The sequence below is a fragment of the Actinomadura macrotermitis genome (assembly GCF_009604375.1).
Classification (GTDB): Bacteria; Actinomycetota; Actinomycetes; order Streptosporangiales; family Streptosporangiaceae; genus Spirillospora; species Spirillospora macrotermitis.
This window is the reverse complement of record NZ_WEGH01000003.1, coordinates 322342-338374: the sequence shown is the minus strand read 5'-3', so window position 1 is coordinate 338374 and position 16033 is coordinate 322342. Positions and strand designations below refer to the sequence as shown.

Below are 16033 nucleotides of genomic sequence, written 5' to 3'. Positions count from 1 at the left end.
CATGGAAGACCGGTTCTTTCCCGTCGTCGTCGCCGAGCGGGTCGACGAGACCGCCGGGTTCTACGAGCGGTTCGGCTTCACCCGGCACGCGCAGCTGCCCAAGGACGGCGAACCCACCTATGTCGGGCTGCGCCGGGGCTCCGCCGAGCTCGCCGTGGTGGACACCGGCTGGCCCGGGCGGCAGTACGGCGGCGACGGCGCGGGCCGCACCGAGCTGTTCGTCCACGTGGCGGACGTGGACGCCACGCTGAAGGAGCTGCGGGCCGCCTCAGTGGCGGTGCTGCGCGAACCCGTCGACATGCCGTGGGGGGAGCGGATCGGCTACGTCGCCGACCCCGCGGGCAACCCCGTCGCGATCGCCTCGCGGGTGCCGTGAGCCCGGCCGCCGGCCGGCCGCCAGCACCAGCGCCGCCCCGCACAGGAGCAGCGCCGCCACGCTCCACAGGACCGCGGGCAGGCCGGCGCCGCGCAGCACCACGGCCAGCTGCGGCCCGAGGCTCGCGCCGGTGAGCAGCGCGAAGGTGTATAGCGCCTGGCCGGCGGCGCGGGCCTCGCCGGACAGCTCCGCGACGACGGCCGTCAGGGCGGGCGACACCGCGGTGAGCGCGCCGACGAAGACCAGCAGGAGCAGCGCGATGACGATCGCCGAGTGCGCGGCCGCGCCGAGGACGGCGGCCACAGCGGCGGCGAGCGCCATCGCGCCGGCCGCGCGGACGGTGGGCCTCAGCCGGGTGAGGACGGGCGCGAGGAACGGCACCGCGACCAGGGCGGGCAGCGCGGCGGCGCGCAGCCGGAGCATGGCGGCGGGGTGGCCGGCCAGCTCCGGCGGGCCCATCAGCTGAAGGGCGCTGTAGACGGCGACGAACCCGCCGAGGACCGTCAGCGCCGCCGTGTAGATGAGCGGCAGGGGGCCCGGCCTGAGCAGGCGGGCCATGGCCGTGAACGCCTCGCGGGTGCGGGTCGCGCCGGCGGGGCCGTCGGGCAGCATCACCCGCCACAGCGCGACGGCGAGCGCCGCCTCGGCGAGGGCGCCGATGACGAAGGCGCCCTGCCAGCCGAACAGCGCGGCGCCGGCCTGCGCGAACAGCTGGCCGACGACCACCGCGCCGACCATCGCGGTGATCAGGCAGGTGAGGGCGATCGGGCGGCGGCGCGGCTCGATCCGCTCGGTGAGGTAGGCGAGGGCGGCGGGGGAGAACGCGGCGGCGGCGAGCCCCTGCGCCGCGCGCGTCGCGAGGGCGGCCGGCAGGTTCGGGGCCAGCGCCATGGCGCCGGTGGCGGCCACCAGCGCGGCCATGCCCACCGCGATGACGCGGCGGCGGCCGTACCGGTCGGCCAGCGGGCCGGTGAGGAGGAAGCCGGCCGCGTAGACCAGCCCGAACACGGTCGCCGTCCAGGCCGCCGCGGCGGGCGTGGTGCCCCAGCTCGCGGCCATCTTCGGCAGCAGCGGCAGCACGGCGTACATCTGCCCGACGACGACCAGGCCCGCCAGGGTCGTGACGGCGACGGTGCGGCCGAACGGTGCGGTGTCTGTCATGTCTCCTCCCAGGGGGCGGCCAGGCCGTCCCACCACCGCCGCCAGTGCGCGGCGCGATGGGGCGGCCCGGGACGGAACGGCGTGCCGGCCCAGGCGGTGACGGGGCGGATGCCGTGCAGGGCGTTGACCAGCCAGGTCTCCCGACCGGCCAGGTCGGGCAGGCGGGGGCGGCCGTGGGCGACGGGGACGCCCCGGGTGAGGGCCTCGTCCCGGATCAGCCCGGCGGTCACGCTCGGCAGGACGGGCAGGTCCGGCTCGGGGAAGCACAGCCGGTCCTCCTCCCACCAGACCAGGCTGGTCGTCGCCCCTTCCAGGACGATCCCGTCGGGCGTCACCAGCAGGGCCTCGTCGGCTCCGTGCCGCCGGGCCTCGGCGCGCAGGTCTCCGAGAACGTCCAGGTCCGGGCCTTTGCGCCGGGGATGGCGGCGCGGGTCCGGGGTGTCCGGGACCCAGACGCCGATGGTCTCGCCGCGCGGCGGCGCCGGGCGCAGGCGGAGCGCGAGCACCGGGGGATCGGTGTCGGCCAGTTCCACGCGCGGGAACCATTCGCCCGTGGCCGGCAGCCGGCCCAGCACCGCCGTCCAGAAGGCGGACACGTCCGTGCCGCACGCCCCGGCGAAGCGGGCCCGGTGCCGGTCCAGGCCCCGGGCCCGCCCCTCCTGGACGAGCCAGGAGTCGGCCGCCAGCGGCGGTTCGTCCGGGACAGAACCCGGGACGAATCCGTCCTTCCAGATCAGCGGCTCGCTCATGTAATGCTCCTAGTACTTGCCGTGCGGGTTGCCGGTCGGGCCCGAGCGCGGCCCGTAGGGGGCATGCTCCAGCCAGTCCCCGAACCGGGGCGCCACCGGGGCGAGCCGGGCGGCCGCCCGGTGGCGCAGCAGGTCCGCGCGGGACGGCTTCAGGTGCTTCAGCGCGGAGCCGACCGCGGCGCTGTTGTGCACCGCGGCGGCCCGGCGGTCGCGGCCGTACCGCTCGACCGCCTCGGCGGCGCGGGCCGGGTTCGTGGCGGCCAGGGCGGCCACCACCGCGACGGCCGCCGCGTCGGCGTCGGCCATGCCGCTGTTCATGCCGCGCGCCCCGAACGGCGGGAACAGGTGCGCGGCCTCCCCGGCCAGCAGCACCCGGTGGTACGGGTCGGCGAACGCGTCGGCGAGGACCTGAAGGTAGTGGTACTTCGACACCCACAGGATCGCGTCCTCGTACCCCGGCCCGACGACGCGCGGCAGCCAGCGGCGGGCCTGCTCGGCACCGGCGAACCGGTCCGGGTCGTCGCCGTCGTGGCACTGCAGGTCGACCTGGAAGCCGCCGGCGAACGGCACGCGCAACACGTTGCGCCCGCCCATCGCCGGATGCTCGTAGTGGAACTCGCGGGTGTCGGCGGCCTTGTCGTCCTCGACGTCGACGACGACGTGGAAGCCCTCCGCGCGGTCGCCCTGCATGCCGATGCCGAGCGCGCGCCGCACACCGGAGCGGGCGCCGTCGGCCGCGACCACATAGCGGGCGCGGAACGGCTCGCCGCCGGCGTGCAGCGTCACGCCGTCGCCGGAAGACTCGGCGCCGGTGACGGGCGCGCCCCACACGATCCGCACGCCCGCGGCCTTGGCCGCGCCGAGCAGGTGCCGCTCGGTCTCGACCTGCCGCAGGCTGGTGAACGGCGGCAGCTCGCCCGGCGGCGAGGCCGGGTAGGTGCGGCGGTACACCTCGCGGCCCCCGTACAGGGTCCGCCGGGTCCGCCACACCACCCCGTGGCCGGCCAGCTCCCGGCCGAGGCCGGGGCTGGCGGTCTCCAGCAGGCGCAGCGACGAGCGGTGCACGAACAGCGCCCGGCTGCCCGGCCGGGTCCGGTCCTGCGGATCGGCCTCCAGCAGCGTGACGGGCAGGCCGTAGGAGCGGAGCGCCAGCGCGGCGGTCAGCCCGACGGGACCGGCGCCCACGACGATGACCGGGTCCATGGGCCTCACCCGATCGGCAGCCGCTGGACGATCCCGAGCCGGTTCCACGCGTTGATCGAGACGATCTCCATGACGATCCGGGCCAGGGTCTTCTCGTCGAAGTGCTCGGCGGCCTCCCGGTACACCTCGTCGGGGACGTGCCCGTCGGAGATCAGGGTGACGGCCTCGGTGAGCGCGAGCACCGCGCGCTCGGGCCCGCTGAACAGCCCGGTCTCGCGCCAGGCGTTCAGCGCGTACAGCCGCCGCTCGGACTCGCCGGCCTCGCGGGCGTCCTTGGTGTGCATGTCGACGCAGAGCGCGCAGCCGTTGACCTGCGAGGCCCTGACCTTGATCAGGTCGCTCAGCTTGCGGTCCAGCGGGGTCTCCGCCAGGGCGCGGTCCAGCTCGGCCAGCGCCTTCTTGGCGGCCGGGTAGACGGCCCCGAAGTCGAGTCGGGCGTTGCTCATGATCGTTCCTTCCCTTCGTGTGCGTCGGTCAGGCGGTGGTCCCGGCCAGCTTCTGCTCCAGGTCGCGGCGCTGGACCTTCCAGGTCGAGGTGCGCGGCACCTCGTCGAAGGGCAGGTGCAGCGGCGCGGCGAGGCCGGCCAGGTCGCGGGCGGCCTGGTCCCAGCGGGCGGTGTCGAGCGGGCGGTCGTCCTCGGTGCAGACGACCGGCAGCGGCACGCCGTCGGGGCCCTCGACGATGACGACCTCGCGCAGCTCGGGCAGCCGCTCCATCAGCAGGTCCTCGGCGTGCAGGTTGCTCGGCACCGCGGCCAGCTTGTCGATCTCGCGGTCGAGCAGCGAGACCCGGCCGCGGCGGTCCACCGCGCCGAGGTCGCCGAGCCGCCACCAGCCGTCGTTCAGCTGCGCGGCGAACCGGTCGTCCTCGCCGAAGTAGCCGATGATGCGGCCGCGGCTGCGCGCCTCCAGGTGGCCGGGCTCGCCGTGCCGCACCGGGCGGCCGTCCGGGCCGGTCGCGCGGACCCGGGTGAAGCCGGGCAGCGCGAAGCCGACCAGCCGGGCGTCCATGCCCGCCGCGCCGCGCCGGGTGTGCACCCGCGCGGTCAGCGGCCCGGTCTCGGCCTGGCCGTACAGCTGGAAGAACAGCGGGCGGGCGCGCCGCGAGGCGTGCAGCAGCCGCTGGACGGTGCGCGGGTGGATCGCGTCGAACGTCCCGCCGAAGACGCGGACGCTCGCCAGCGGTGAGTCCGGTGCGTCCGCCATCTTCTCCCACTCGATGTAGACGTTCGGGTGGGTCTCCACGTACCCGGGACGGACGCGGGTGAACAGCGGCGCGACCGCCTCCGGGTCGGTCTCCAGCGCGACCAGCAGCGGGTTGCCGAGCCGCAGGAAGACCCCGAGCGCGTGGTAGAAGCGCGAGTGCACGAACGTCATGCAGAGCGCGGCCGGCTCGCGGCGGCGGATCGGCCAGGCCATCGCCAGCTGCGGGACCAGGCGGTTCCACAGCGTGCTGGGGCAGTGCACGGCGAGCTTCGGCACGCCGGTGGTGCCCGAGCTGTGGGTGATCAGCGCCGGCTCGCGCGGCCCGGGCCGCGGCGCCGGCGGGGCGGCCGTGCCGGGCCGCGGGGCGAGGACGGTCACGCCGTCGCGGGGCTCGCCGGCGCTGAGCAGCACCCCCCGCGTGGGCGCCTCGGGCAGGCGCCCCGCCCAGGCGCCGTCCAGGGTGGCGCCGTCGGTGACCAGCCACGGCCGGTCCAGCCGGCGCAGCAGCCGGTCCACGACGTCGGCGGGCAGCGGTGGCGCGAGCAGCGCCGGGATCGCGCCGAGCCGGGAGATCGCGCAGGCCAGCAGGACGATGTCGAAGTTGTTGGTCTTGTGGACCGCGACCCGCTCGCGGGGGCGCACCCCGGCGGCCGACAGCGCGGCGGCCAGCTCCTCGACGCGCCGGGCGAGGCCGTCCACGGTGTGCCCGGTCCCGTCCTGCGGGGCCAGGCCGAGCGGCCGGTCGAGGACGACCGGGGTGCGCGGGTCGCGCGCGGCGGCGTCGGCGAACATCCGCCCGATGTCGAAGGAGCGGCCGGCGGTCAGGCGGCCGATGATCTGGGACAGCATGACGTTCTTCCTTTCCGTTGGGTTCAGGACGCGCGCAGCCGGTGCCGGCGCAGCTTGCCGGACGGCGTGCGCGGCAGTTCGTCCACCAGCTGCACCGCGCGCGGCACCTTGAAGGCGGCGAGCCGGTCGCGGGCGAGCGCGACGAGCCGGCCGGGCAGGTCGTCGGCGGCGCCGGGGGAGGGGACGACCAGGGCGCGCAGCCCGGTGGCGCCGGCCGCGTCGGCGGTGGCGACCACCGCGACCTCGCGCACGTCGCGGTGGGTGGCGAGCAGGTCCTCCACCTCCAGCGGGGAGACCTTGATGCCGCCGACCATCTCCATGTCGTCGGCGCGGCCGGCGTAGGCGAAGGTGCCGTCCGGGCGCGCCACCACCCGGTCGCCGGTGAGCAGCCCGCCGTCGACGAGTACTTCGGCGGTGTCCCCGGGGCGGTTCAGGTAGCCCTCCATGAGGGTCGGGCCGCGCACCCACAGGTCGCCCTCGACGCCCGGCCCGACGGGGCGGCGCCACTCGTCGAGCACCCGCACGGTGTGGCCGGGGACGGCGGGGCCGATCGTGCCGGGCACGTTGCGGTCGACGCGGTTGGCGGTGGCGGCGCAGCCGAGCTCGGTGGTGCCGAGCTGGTCCAGCACCGGCGCGCCGAGCGCCGCGGCGACCCGCTCGGACTGCGCGAGGGTGAACCGCTCGCCGCCGGATACCGCCGCGCGGACGCTGGAGAAGGCGGCCGGGTCGCCCTGCGCGGCGAGCCGCCCGTACCAGGACGGGACGGCGTACAGCCGCGTCACGCCGTGGCGGGCCACCTGTTCGGCCGCCGCGTCCGGGGTGAGCCGCTCGGTGCCGAGGACGACGGACGAGCCGGAGAACAGCGGGAAGACGAACGCGTTGCAGAAGCCGTAGGTGAAGTACAGCTTCGAGATCGAGAGCGTCACGTCGTCCGGCCCGATCCGCAGGCAGCCCTCCCCGATGGCGCGGTGGTAGTCGGCCGGGTCGCCGTGGCGGTGCGCGACGCCCTTCGGCGTGCCCGTCGTGCCCGAGGTGTAGTGGATGTACAGCGGCTCGCCGGTCTCGACGGCGGCGGCCGGCGCGGCCCTTTCCGCTTCGGCGAGCAGCTCCTCCTCGGTCAGGAGGTCGAGGCCGGCGAAGGCGTCCAGGGCCTCCTCGTCCGCGATCGCCAGGCGCGCGCCGCAGTCCTCGGCCATGAACCGGTGGTCGGCGGCGGGCAGCCGCGGGTTCACCGGCACGGCGGTGGCGCCGATCCGGGCGCAGGCGAGGAAGGCGGCGAACCAGCCGGGGCCGTCGGGCAGTGCGATCACGACCCGCCATCCGGGCCCGGCGCCGCGGGCGGCGAGCACGGTGGCCGCGCGGGCGGCCAGGTCGTGCACCTGGCCGTGGGTGTGGTCGCCCCGCCCGGTGTACAGCGCGGGGCGGGCGTCCCAGCCGTGGCGGCGGCTGCGGGCGGCGAGGCCGGCGGCGAGGTTGCGGGCGGTCATGCCGTCCTCCCCGCGGACTCGGCGGACTCGGCGGCCGCGCCGGCGCGCAGCGTGGCCCGCAGCTTGAGCAGCATCTCCTCGTACTCGTCGGCCGGGTCGGAGTCGAGCACGATGGCGCCGCCCGCGCCGACCCGCCAGACGCCGCCACTGCGCACCGCGGTGCGGATGACGATGTTGAGGTCGGCGGTGCCGCGGCAGCCGAGGAACCCGATCGCGCCCGAGTACACCCCGCGCGCCTCGGTCTCCAGGCTGTCGATGATCTCCAGGGTGCGCCGCTTGGGGGCGCCGGTCATCGAGCCGCCGGGGAAGCAGGCGCGGACGCAGTCGATGACGTCGACCTCCGGGCGCAGCCGGCCGCGGATGGTGGACACCAGCTGGTGCACCGTGGCGTAGCTCTCCACCGCCATCAGCCGCGGCACGTGCACCGAGCCGATCTCGCAGACCCGGCCGAGGTCGTTGCGCAGCAGGTCGACGATCATCAGGTTCTCGGCGCGCGTCTTGGCGCTGCCGGCGAGGGTGTCGCGCAGCTCCCGGTCCTCCGCCGGGGTCGCGCCGCGCGGCGCGGTGCCCTTGATCGGCTTGGTCTCGGCCCACCGGTCGGCGGTGACGCGCAGGAACCGCTCGGGGGACGAGCAGGCCACCTCCACGTCGTCGAACCGCAGGTAGGAGCCGTAGGGCGCGGGGTTGACGCGGCGCAGCGCGCGGTAGAAGGACGGCCCGTCGGCGCGGGCGGGCAGCGTCGCGGCGTTGGTCAGGCAGATCTCGTAGCTCTCCCCGGCGTGCAGCCGGTCCTGGCTGGTCCGCACGTCGGCCAGGTACTGCTCGCGGTCGCGGGTGAGCAGCGCCTCCACGTCGGCGCGGCCGGGTTCGCGGGCGGGCGGCGGGCCGTCCCGCCGCGGCGGGTCCAGGGTGCGCAGCGTCGCGGCCGTCCGCTCCAGCCACGCCTCGGCGTCCGCCTCGCTGCCGGGGCGGTCCGGGCGGTACAGGGCGAGCGCGTAGGTGCGGCCCTCCTGGTGGTCGACCGCGACGAGCCGGTCGGCGAACAGCCACGCGGCGTCGGGGGTCTCGGCGCGGTACCGCCGGTCCGCGCCGAGGTCGGCCTTCAGCTCGTACCCGAAGTAGCCGACGTACCCGCCGGTGAAGTCGAACGGCAGGGCGGCGGTGTCGCTCTCGGGGACGGTCCGCTCGCGCAGCGCGCCGGCGAGGTGGTCGAAGATCGTGCCGGGCGCCTCGGCCGGCGGTCCGTCGCCGGACCGGACGCGGACGGCGCCGTCGTCCACCGAGTAGGTGAGGTGCTCGCTGAGCGGGCCGCGGTCGTCGCCGAGGTAGGAGAACCGGGCGAGGCCGGGCTCGACGTGCGAGCTGTCCAGCCAGAACGCGCGGGGAGCGGCGGCGAACAGGACCTGGAACGCGGCCTCGGTGTCCACCTCGCGGTCGATGGCGGTGTGGCGGAGGCGGTAGGCCGGCTCCGGGGCCGTCCGCTCGGGGGAGCGGTCCGGCCCGCGCACCGGGATCGAGACCGGGGCGCGGCCGGTGGCGCGCTGGTGCTCGCGGGTGAGGTCGCGGAAGTTGGCGACGATCTCGGCGCCGTGCTCCGACGCCACCGACTCGGGGTGGAACTGCACGCCCCACAGCGGGCGGTGCCGGTGCCGCAGGCCCATGACCACGCCGTCCTCGGCCCAGGCGGTGGCCTCCAGGGTCGGCGGCAGCTCCTGCCGCGCGCACAGCGAGTGGTAGCGGACGGCGGTGAAGACCGGGGGCAGGCCGCGGAACAGCGCGTCGCCGTCGTGGGAGACCTTGGTCAGGTGGCCGTGCCGGGCGGCGGGCGCGCGGTCGACGCGGCCGCCGGCGTCGACCACCACGCCCTGGTGGCCGAGGCAGACGCCGAGCAGCGGGATGTCGGCGCGGGCGATGGCGGTGGCCGACAGGCCCATGTCGCGCTCGCGGTCGGGGCGCCCGGGGCCGGGCGAGACGACCACGTTGTCGAACGCGGCCAGGTCCAGGTCGGCCTCGTCCCACTGGTCGTTGGTGATGACCGCGGGCTCCTCGCCGAGGACGCCGGCGATCAGCTGGAACAGGTTGTAGGTGTAGGAGTCGTGGTTGTCTATCAGCAGGGTGCGCATCGGGTGGTCCTCCCGTCGGTCGGTCCGGGGCCCGGCCCGGGGTCAGGTCCGCTCGGCGAGGACCGTCCAGATCGGCAGCTCGGTGCGGCCCTGCTCGTCGACGTCCGGGCGCGCGCCGACCTTGTCCAGGAACTTCTGCGTGACTGCGGCGACGCCCTTGAACACCGACGGGCGCACCTCCTGCGGCTTCCAGCCGTGCCGCTCCAGCGCGTCGCGCAGGTAGGGCTCGGACACCGCGAGCGGCGCCGGCATGCCGCCGGGCACCTCGGCGAAGCAGAGCATGACGAGCCGGCCGCCGGGGCGCGCGGCGCGGTGGACGGCGTCCAGGTAGCGCTCGCGGGCGTCGCCCTCCAGGGTGTGGAACAGGGCGCTGTCGAGGATCGTGTCGAAGCGGCCCTCGAAGCCGTCCAGGCGGGTGGCGTCGGCGACGGCGAAGTCCACGGCGCCGGCCACGCCGGCGTCGTCGGCGCGGCGGCGGGCGTGCTCGATCGCCAGCGGCGCGGCGTCCACGGCGGTGACCCGGATGCCCCGGCCGGCCAGGTGGATCGCGTTGTCGCCGAGGCCGCAGCCGATGTCGAGGACGGCGCCGCGCAGGTGCCCCTGCTCGGCCAGCTCGATCACGGCGGGCTGGGCCGCGCCGATGTCCCAGGGCACGCCGGTGATCTCCGAGCCCTCCAGGAACTCGCCGCCCCGGTAGACGGCGTCGAAGTCGGCGGTGGCGAAGTCGTACTTCTGGTCGGTGGACATGCGTTCTCCTTCGTCGGTTCTCGGTTCTGTCGGTTCTCGGATGTCAGGGCTGGAGGCGGGTGGTCCGCCACCCGGCGCCGGTGCGGCGGTAGTGCAGCCGGCGGTGCATGCGGTCGTCGCTCGCGGCCCAGAACTCGACCTCCTCGGGCACCAGCCGGTAGCCGACGAAGCCGGGCGGGCGGGGCAGCGGGCGGTCCAGCAGCTCCAGTTCGCGGGCCTGGGCGCGCAGGCCGTCGGGGTCGGGCAGCGGCTCGCTCTGCCGTGACACGCTCGACATGGCGTGCAGCGGCACCGGCCGGGCGTCCCAGAGCCGCTCGGACTCGGCGGGGGCGCACTCGCGCACCGGCCCGGCGAAGATCACCTGCTGGCCGGTCTCGCGCCAGTACAGCAGTCCCGACGCCCAGCAGACGGCGGCCATCTCGCGGGCCTTGCGGCTGCCGGCGTGGGTGCAGAACAGCACCCCGTCCGCGTCCACCGCGATGATCGCGATGACCCGCTGCCAGCACCGGCCGGCCCGGTCGGCGGTGGCCAGCGTCATCGCGCGCGGCTCGCGCACGCCCTGCTCGGCCGCCGCGGCGAGCCAGCCGGCCACCAGGTCCATCGGCTCGGCGGGCGGGTCGTCGTACTCGCCGAACGCCAGGCCGGTCCCGCCGGTCAGCGTCTCGAACCTGCTCGCGCCCATGTCGTGTCTCTCCTTGGTCTCAGACGTGGAAGGTGCCGTGGGCGACGACCACGCCGGGCCCGCCCACCTCGACGCGGTCCAGCCGCTCGTCGCAGCCGTGCGCGACCGCCAGCATCCGGGCGTGGCGCCCCATCTCGACGCCCTGCGCGATCTCGACGCGCTCGCCGTAGTCGGCCAGGCCGTACCGGGCCAGGTGCACCGCCAGCGGGCCCGCGGCCGAGCCGGTCGCGGCGTCCTCGGCGACGCCGTAGGCGGGCGAGAACATCCGCATCCGCCAGCGGGGCCCGTCGGCGGCGAAGCAGTTGGCCGCCATCTCCGGCAGTTCCGCCAGTGCGCGCAGGTCCGGCCGCAGCGCCGACAGCGTGGCGAGGTCGCGGCAGTGCACCAGCACGTGCCGGGGCCCGTTGTCGTACAGCTCGACGGGCAGGTCGACGGGCTTGTCGCCGAGCCCGAGCGCGTCGCACAGCTCGGCGGCGAACCCGCACGCGCGCCACGTCGGCAGCGGCTGGTCCATCCAGGCCGTGACCGGCGCGCCGGCCCGCGCCGCGGCCGGGTCCAGGTCCGTCAGGCGGACCGGGACGGTCGCCCGCGCGGTCTCCAGCCGCAGCCGGTCGCGGCCCCAGGCCGCGCCGAGCGCGACCGCGGTGCCGAGCAGCGGGTGCCCGGCGAACGGCAGCTCGTTGACCGGCGTGAAGATGCGGATCCGGGCGTCCCCGCCGGTCTCGGGGGGCAGCACGAAGGTGACCTCCGACAGGTTCATCTCCTGCGCGATCCGCTGCATCGTCTCGGCGGGCAGGTTCCCGGCGTCGAAGAACACCGCGACCGGGTTGCCCCGCAGCGGGGTGTCGGCGAACGCGTCGACCACCTGGTACGGGCGCATCTGGCAGACCTCCTTCTCGGGGTGTCGGGTCAGCTGCCGGGGCCGAGCAACGGCGGCCCGGCCGGTCCGGGGACGGCGGCGACGACGCGCCAGCCGCAGCGTTCGTCGGGCGGGCCGCCGGCCAGCTCCGCGCCGCGGTTCGGCGGCAGCAGCCGGCCGGCCGGGCGGTCGGGGTCCCAGAGCATCACCGCGCCCCAGCGCTCGCGCACCGGGTCGGCGATCCACGCCTTCAGCGCCAGGCCCGGGACGTCCGCCCACGCCGCCACCTCTTCGGGGCGCAGCCCGGCGGTCAGGTCGCCCGGGACACGGCCGGTTCCGGCGAGGTCCCACCAGGCGAGGTCGAGTCGCATTGGTCCAGCACCTCCTGCAGGGCGCGGCAGATGATCTGCGGGCCGCGCTTGGTCAGGATCGATTCGGGATGGAACTGCACGGAGAAGAAGCCGGGGCCGCGCAGGGCGTCGACCTCGCCGCTCTCCGGGGCACGGGCGACCTCGACCGTGCCCACGCCGGGCACGTCGAGCCTGTCGTCGTCCGCGCGCAGCGCGAAGCTGTTGTAGAAGCCGACCAGCTCGGGTTCGCCGAACAGGTCGACGGTGCGCTGGGCGCCCTGGTTGGGCGCCGCGCGGCGGGCGATCGGCAGGCCGAGCTCGCGGCCGAGCACCTGGTGGCTCAGGCAGACCGCCAGGAACGGGCGCCGCCCGGCCAGCAGCCCGCGCACGGTGCCGCGCAGCCGGGCGATCCTGGGGTCGTCGTCGCCGGCCGGGTCGCCCGGGCCGGGGCCGAGGATCACCAGGTCGTGGCCCGCGGGGTCGTAGGGCTCGTCGAAGCGGCGCACGGTCACGGTGAGGCCGAGGGCGCACAGCTGGTGGCGCATCATCGCGGTGAAGGTGTCCTCGGCGTCGACCACCAGGACCTTGCGGCCGGCCAGGCCGCGCGCGCCGTCGCAGGCGTCCTGCCCGAGCCAGAAGCCGGCGAGGGGGGTGTTGCGCGCGGCGAGCCGGGCGCGCACGTCGGGGTGGTGCCGGAACCGGCCGCCCGGCGCGTCCATCGCGGCCAGCAGCCCGGCCGCCTTGGCGTGGGTCTCGGCGACCTCGGCGGCGGGGTCGGAGTGGCGCACCAGCGTCGCGCCGACACCGATCCGCATGTGCCCGCCGGGGTCGATCTCGGCGGTGCGGATGAGGATGGCCGAGTCGAGCGTGACGCCGCCGCCGGGGTCGCGGCCGATCAGGGCGAGCGCGCCGCTGTAGTAGCCGCGGCCGGTGTCCTCGTAGCGGCGGATCACCCGGCAGGCGCTCTCCAGCGGGCTGCCGGTGACGGTCGGCGCGAACATCGTCTCGCGCAGGACGTCGCGGACGTCGAGCCGGGTGCGCCCCTCGATGAAGTACTCGGTGTGGGCGAGCCGCGCCATCTCCTTCAGGTACGGGCCGCGGACCCGCAGCCCGTCGTGGCAGATGCGGGCCATCATCTTCAGCTCCTCGTCGACGACCATGTAGAGCTCGTCGGTCTCCTTGCGGTCGGCGAGGAAGTCCAGCAGGCCGCCCAGCCGGACGCCGTCGTCCGGGTAGCGGTAGGTGCCGCTGATCGGGTTCATCACCGCGAGGCCGTCGTCGACGGTGACGTGCCGCTCGGGGCTCGCGCCGACGAAGGTGCGGTCGCCGGTGTGCACCGCGAACGTCCAGTACGCGCCGGTCTCGCGCTCCAGCAGCCGGCGGAACACCCCGAGCGCCCAGGCGGGGGTGAAGTCCCGCACGGTGGCGTGGAAGGAGCGCATCATCACGAAGTTGGCGCCCTCGCCGCGGCCGATGGCCTCGTCGACGACCTCCTGGACGCGGCGGCCGTACTCGGCGTCGCCGACGTCGAAGCCGGCGCCGGCCAGCTCGGCCGGCCGCTCGCCGATCCACGCCGCCAGCTCGGCGGCGGGCAGCTCGGCGTGCTCGGCCACGGTCATCGCGATCAGCGGCGCGCCGTCGTCGACGCAGGCCAGGCCGCCCTCGGTGAGCTGCCGGTAGGGCAGCGCCACCAGGACGCGCCCGCCGGCCTCGGGGACCGGCACCTCGGCCAGCGTCTCCGGGCGGCCGACGGTCCCGACCAGCACCTCGACGGTGCCGGGGCCGGTGCGCTCGGGGCGGTGCAGCACCGCGAACGGCGGCGGGCACGGCCCGGTGATGCGCTCCAGCAGCCGGGCGGCGGCGGCCCGGTCGCCCGCGCGGGCGGTGCTCATGCGAACACCTCCGCGGCGGTGACGACCGCGGCGCAGCGCCGCGCCGCGTACTCGACCGTCATGCGGTGGTCGCCGGCGGAGAAGTCGGCGATCCCGTCGGCGACCAGGAACGGCTGCACGTCGTTGCTGAAGGCGTCGATGGCCGAGGCGAGCACGCCGACGTGCGCGTACACGCCGCAGAGCAGCAGCTGGTCGCGGCCGGCGTCGCGCAGCTTCTCCAGCAGCGGGGTGCGGGCGAACGCGCTGTAGCGCCACTTGGTGAGCGTCCAGTCGCCGGGCGCGGGCGCGAGCTCCTCGACGACCTCGCGGTCGGCGGGGTCGGTGCGCATGCCCGGTCCCCAGAAGTCCTTCAGCAGGCCGCGCTGCCGGTCGGTCATCCGGCCCGGCTGCGCGGTGTAGGCGACCGGGACGCCGAGGCCGGCGCAGCGGCGGCGCAGCGCGGCGACGTTGGCCACCAGTTCGGCGCGCAGCGGCTCGGGCAGCGCCCGCAGGAAGTACCGCTGCATGTCATGGACGAGCAGGACGGCGCGCCCGGGGTCGGGGGTCCAGTCCACGCCGCCGGCGGGCAGGTCGGCCGCGGTCGGCAACGGGTAGGGCTCGATGACAGGGATGCCTGGCACGGCCGTTCACCTCACTCTCTCTCCGGCTGCCGGGCCCACGCCGACACGACGTCGAGCGCCTGGGCCGCGTTGAGCCGCGGGTCGCAGAACGTCGTGTACGGGCGGTCGCCGGCCGCCAGGTCGGTTTCGTCGATCACGCACTCGGTCACGTCCTCGGGCGTGGCCTCCAGGTGCAGGCCGCCGACCACCCCGCCGGACTCCTCCACCACCTCGCGGAACCGCCGCGCCTCGGTGACGATCGCGTCGAGGTAGCGGGTCTTGCGGCCGCCCGCCGCGGTGACGGTGTTGCCGTGCATCGGGTCGCAGATCCAGATCACCGGGTGCCCGGCGGACCGGGCGGCCTCCACCAGCAGGGGCAGGCGCTCGGCCACCTGGTCGGCGCCCATCCGGGAGATGAAGGTGAGCCGGCCGGGCTCGCGGTCGGGGTCGAGCCGCTCGGCGAGCGCGTACACGTCGTCGGGCCCGGCGTCCGGGCCGAACTTGCAGGCGACCGGGTTGGCCACCTTGGCCAGCAGGTCCACGTGCGCGCCGTCGGGCTGGCGGGTGCGGTCGCCGATCCACGGCCAGTGCGTGCTGCCGAGCCAGCGCCGCCCGGTCTCGTCGCAGCGCACCAGGGGCCGCTCGTAGTCGAGCAGCAGCGCCTCGTGGCTGGTCCACACCACCGGGGCGCCGGGGCCGGGCGGCAGCGGGCGCGGCCCGGCCGGCCCGCGCCAGCCGAGGCTCTCCATCACGTCGGTGGCCGCCATGAACCCGGTGAGCAGCCGCAGCGGGTCGGCCTCGCGGGCCCGCGGGTCCGGCTCGGGGTCGTTGACCATGTGGCCGCGGTAGGCGGGCAGCTCCCGGCCGCCCACGTTGTCGGTCGGCTTGGAGCGGGGCTTGGCGAACTGGCCGGCGATCCGGCCGACCTTCAGCACCGGCCCTTCGCCGGCCATCTCCAGCGCGGCCGACAGCAGGTTCAGCAGGCCGGCCTTGCGGTGCACGTGCTCGGCGGTGCACTCGGCGGGGTCCTCGGCGCAGTCGCCGGCCTGCATGACCAGCGCCTCGCCCGCGGCGACACGGGCCAGGGAGTCGCGCAGCACGAGCACGTCCTCCGCGCGCACCAGGGGCGGCCGTGCGGCCAGGATGTCCTGGACGCGCCGCAGCTGCTCGGGGTCGGGCCAGTGCGGCTGCTGACGGGCGGGTCGGTGCCCGACGATCGGGTCGGTCATGATCCTCGTTCCCATCGTGTGGTCGCCTCGTTCGCTCAGGTGGGGATGCCGGCCCGCTCGATGCGCGGGACCGGGATGTCCAGGGCCTGGAACTGGCGGCAGGGGTTCATGAACTCGCGCTGCCGCTTGATCTTTCCGCCCTCGAACTCGAACGCGTGCAGGAAGTGGTTGCGGTACAGGCCGTCGGGGTAGCCGGGGAACCGGATCTGCCCCACGCCGTCGCATTCGACCCAGAACCGGTCGGGGTCCTGCGTGTCGAAGATCTGAATGTCGGTCCACACCCAGTCGGGGAAGCACTTCAGCGACCAGACGGCGTGCTCGCCGAGCCGGTCGCGGCCCCGGATGACGATGGGCTCGCCGGTCTCGGTGGTCCACAGGCCGCCCTCGCCGTCCTCGGTGAACAGCAGGTGGCGGCGGAGCCGGTCCTCGCCGCGGCACTCCATGTACTGGCGGACGATCTCGCGGTTGCGGGCGCGGACCTCGTCGGTGTCGTACTGCTGTTGGGTGATGGTCATGACGGT

At 75.8% G+C, this 16033-nt stretch carries 16 protein-coding genes; 1 reads left to right on the top strand and 15 read right to left on the bottom strand.

Translation table 11 applies throughout. From position 1 onward, the window contains the following. Position 1 precedes the first annotated feature (1 nt). Complete coding sequence (locus ACRB68_RS22725) at positions 2–376, top strand: VOC family protein (RefSeq protein WP_153535730.1); 375 nt, start codon at positions 2–4, stop codon at positions 374–376. Here the strand turns inward: ACRB68_RS22725 and ACRB68_RS22720 are convergent. Genes ACRB68_RS22720 through ACRB68_RS22650 form a run of 15 tightly spaced genes read right to left on the bottom strand, consistent with a single transcriptional unit; the run spans position 269 to position 16027 of the window. Beyond that, the gene (locus ACRB68_RS22720; protein ID WP_153535728.1) at positions 269–1537 is read right to left on the bottom strand and encodes an MFS transporter; all 1269 of its coding nucleotides are present in this window, start codon (positions 1535–1537) and stop codon (positions 269–271) included. The genes ACRB68_RS22725 and ACRB68_RS22720 overlap by 108 nt on opposite strands. Next, positions 1534–2286: an aminotransferase class IV gene (locus tag ACRB68_RS22715; RefSeq protein ID WP_153535726.1), complete on the bottom strand. Its 753-nt coding sequence runs from the start codon at positions 2284–2286 to the stop codon at positions 1534–1536. The genes ACRB68_RS22720 and ACRB68_RS22715 overlap by 4 nt, the downstream gene beginning before the upstream one ends. A 9-nt stretch (positions 2287–2295) precedes the next feature. Then, positions 2296–3489, bottom strand: a complete 1194-nt coding sequence (locus ACRB68_RS22710; RefSeq protein ID WP_153535724.1) for an FAD-dependent monooxygenase — start codon at positions 3487–3489, stop codon at positions 2296–2298. A 5-nt stretch (positions 3490–3494) separates the two neighbouring features. Continuing rightward, on the bottom strand, positions 3495–3935 hold the full coding sequence (locus ACRB68_RS22705; protein ID WP_153535722.1) for a carboxymuconolactone decarboxylase family protein: 441 nt from the start codon (positions 3933–3935) through the stop codon (positions 3495–3497). A 28-nt stretch (positions 3936–3963) separates the two neighbouring features. Then, positions 3964–5544 carry an AMP-binding protein gene (locus ACRB68_RS22700; protein WP_153535720.1) on the bottom strand — a complete coding sequence of 527 codons (1581 nt, stop codon included), beginning with the start codon at positions 5542–5544 and terminating at the stop codon, positions 3964–3966. 23 nt (positions 5545–5567) lie between these two features. Further along, positions 5568–7031, bottom strand: coding sequence for a class I adenylate-forming enzyme family protein (locus ACRB68_RS22695; RefSeq protein ID WP_153535718.1), 1464 nt, complete (start codon positions 7029–7031; stop codon positions 5568–5570). After that, on the bottom strand, positions 7028–9154 hold the full coding sequence (pabB, locus tag ACRB68_RS22690) for an aminodeoxychorismate synthase component I (RefSeq protein ID WP_153535716.1): 2127 nt from the start codon (positions 9152–9154) through the stop codon (positions 7028–7030). Before pabB ends, ACRB68_RS22695 begins: the two co-directional genes overlap by 4 nt. Before the next feature lie 42 nt (positions 9155–9196). Further along, a complete protein-coding gene (locus tag ACRB68_RS22685; protein WP_153535714.1) occupies positions 9197–9901 on the bottom strand; it encodes an SAM-dependent methyltransferase in 705 nt (234 codons plus the stop codon). Between the two features lie 43 nt (positions 9902–9944). Continuing rightward, positions 9945–10583, bottom strand: coding sequence for a phenazine biosynthesis FMN-dependent oxidase PhzG (gene phzG / locus ACRB68_RS22680; protein WP_153535712.1), 639 nt, complete (start codon positions 10581–10583; stop codon positions 9945–9947). A 19-nt stretch (positions 10584–10602) separates the two neighbouring features. Beyond that, entirely contained in the window at positions 10603–11463 is an 861-nt protein-coding gene (locus ACRB68_RS22675; RefSeq protein ID WP_153535710.1) for a PhzF family phenazine biosynthesis protein, read from the bottom strand. A 29-nt stretch (positions 11464–11492) separates the two neighbouring features. Further along, positions 11493–11813: a hypothetical protein gene (locus tag ACRB68_RS22670; protein WP_153535708.1), complete on the bottom strand. Its 321-nt coding sequence runs from the start codon at positions 11811–11813 to the stop codon at positions 11493–11495. Continuing rightward, on the bottom strand, positions 11753–13684 hold the full coding sequence (locus ACRB68_RS22665) for an anthranilate synthase family protein (RefSeq protein ID WP_153535706.1): 1932 nt from the start codon (positions 13682–13684) through the stop codon (positions 11753–11755). Before ACRB68_RS22665 ends, ACRB68_RS22670 begins: the two co-directional genes overlap by 61 nt. Continuing rightward, a complete protein-coding gene (locus tag ACRB68_RS22660) occupies positions 13681–14304 on the bottom strand; it encodes an isochorismatase family protein (RefSeq protein WP_328594615.1) in 624 nt (207 codons plus the stop codon). The genes ACRB68_RS22665 and ACRB68_RS22660 overlap by 4 nt, the downstream gene beginning before the upstream one ends. Before the next feature lie 11 nt (positions 14305–14315). Then, positions 14316–15512, bottom strand: a complete 1197-nt coding sequence (locus ACRB68_RS22655; protein WP_153535704.1) for a 3-deoxy-7-phosphoheptulonate synthase — start codon at positions 15510–15512, stop codon at positions 14316–14318. 35 nt (positions 15513–15547) lie between these two features. After that, positions 15548–16027, bottom strand: coding sequence for a PhzA/PhzB family protein (locus tag ACRB68_RS22650; protein WP_153535702.1), 480 nt, complete (start codon positions 16025–16027; stop codon positions 15548–15550). Between the last annotated feature and the right edge of the window lie 6 nt (positions 16028–16033).

What these genes read in the sequence shown, in the direction of transcription:
- phzG (WP_153535712.1), bottom strand. Translation starts at nt 10,583, where the DNA reads ATGGGCGCGAGCAGGTTCGAGACGCTGACCGGCGGGACCGGCCTGGCG.
- ACRB68_RS22665 (WP_153535706.1), bottom strand. Translation starts at nt 13,684, where the DNA reads ATGAGCACCGCCCGCGCGGGCGACCGGGCCGCCGCCGCCCGGCTGCTG.
- ACRB68_RS22715 (WP_153535726.1), bottom strand. Translation starts at nt 2,286, where the DNA reads ATGAGCGAGCCGCTGATCTGGAAGGACGGATTCGTCCCGGGTTCTGTC.
- ACRB68_RS22725 (WP_153535730.1), top strand. Translation starts at nt 2, where the DNA reads ATGGAAGACCGGTTCTTTCCCGTCGTCGTCGCCGAGCGGGTCGACGAG.
- ACRB68_RS22650 (WP_153535702.1), bottom strand. Translation starts at nt 16,027, where the DNA reads ATGACCATCACCCAACAGCAGTACGACACCGACGAGGTCCGCGCCCGC.
- ACRB68_RS22670 (WP_153535708.1), bottom strand. Translation starts at nt 11,813, where the DNA reads ATGCGACTCGACCTCGCCTGGTGGGACCTCGCCGGAACCGGCCGTGTC.
- ACRB68_RS22695 (WP_153535718.1), bottom strand. Translation starts at nt 7,031, where the DNA reads ATGACCGCCCGCAACCTCGCCGCCGGCCTCGCCGCCCGCAGCCGCCGC.
- ACRB68_RS22655 (WP_153535704.1), bottom strand. Translation starts at nt 15,512, where the DNA reads ATGACCGACCCGATCGTCGGGCACCGACCCGCCCGTCAGCAGCCGCAC.
- ACRB68_RS22675 (WP_153535710.1), bottom strand. Translation starts at nt 11,463, where the DNA reads ATGCGCCCGTACCAGGTGGTCGACGCGTTCGCCGACACCCCGCTGCGG.
- ACRB68_RS22705 (WP_153535722.1), bottom strand. Translation starts at nt 3,935, where the DNA reads ATGAGCAACGCCCGACTCGACTTCGGGGCCGTCTACCCGGCCGCCAAG.
- ACRB68_RS22700 (WP_153535720.1), bottom strand. Translation starts at nt 5,544, where the DNA reads ATGCTGTCCCAGATCATCGGCCGCCTGACCGCCGGCCGCTCCTTCGAC.
- ACRB68_RS22685 (WP_153535714.1), bottom strand. Translation starts at nt 9,901, where the DNA reads ATGTCCACCGACCAGAAGTACGACTTCGCCACCGCCGACTTCGACGCC.
- pabB (WP_153535716.1), bottom strand. Translation starts at nt 9,154, where the DNA reads ATGCGCACCCTGCTGATAGACAACCACGACTCCTACACCTACAACCTG.
- ACRB68_RS22720 (WP_153535728.1), bottom strand. Translation starts at nt 1,537, where the DNA reads ATGACAGACACCGCACCGTTCGGCCGCACCGTCGCCGTCACGACCCTG.
- ACRB68_RS22710 (WP_153535724.1), bottom strand. Translation starts at nt 3,489, where the DNA reads ATGGACCCGGTCATCGTCGTGGGCGCCGGTCCCGTCGGGCTGACCGCC.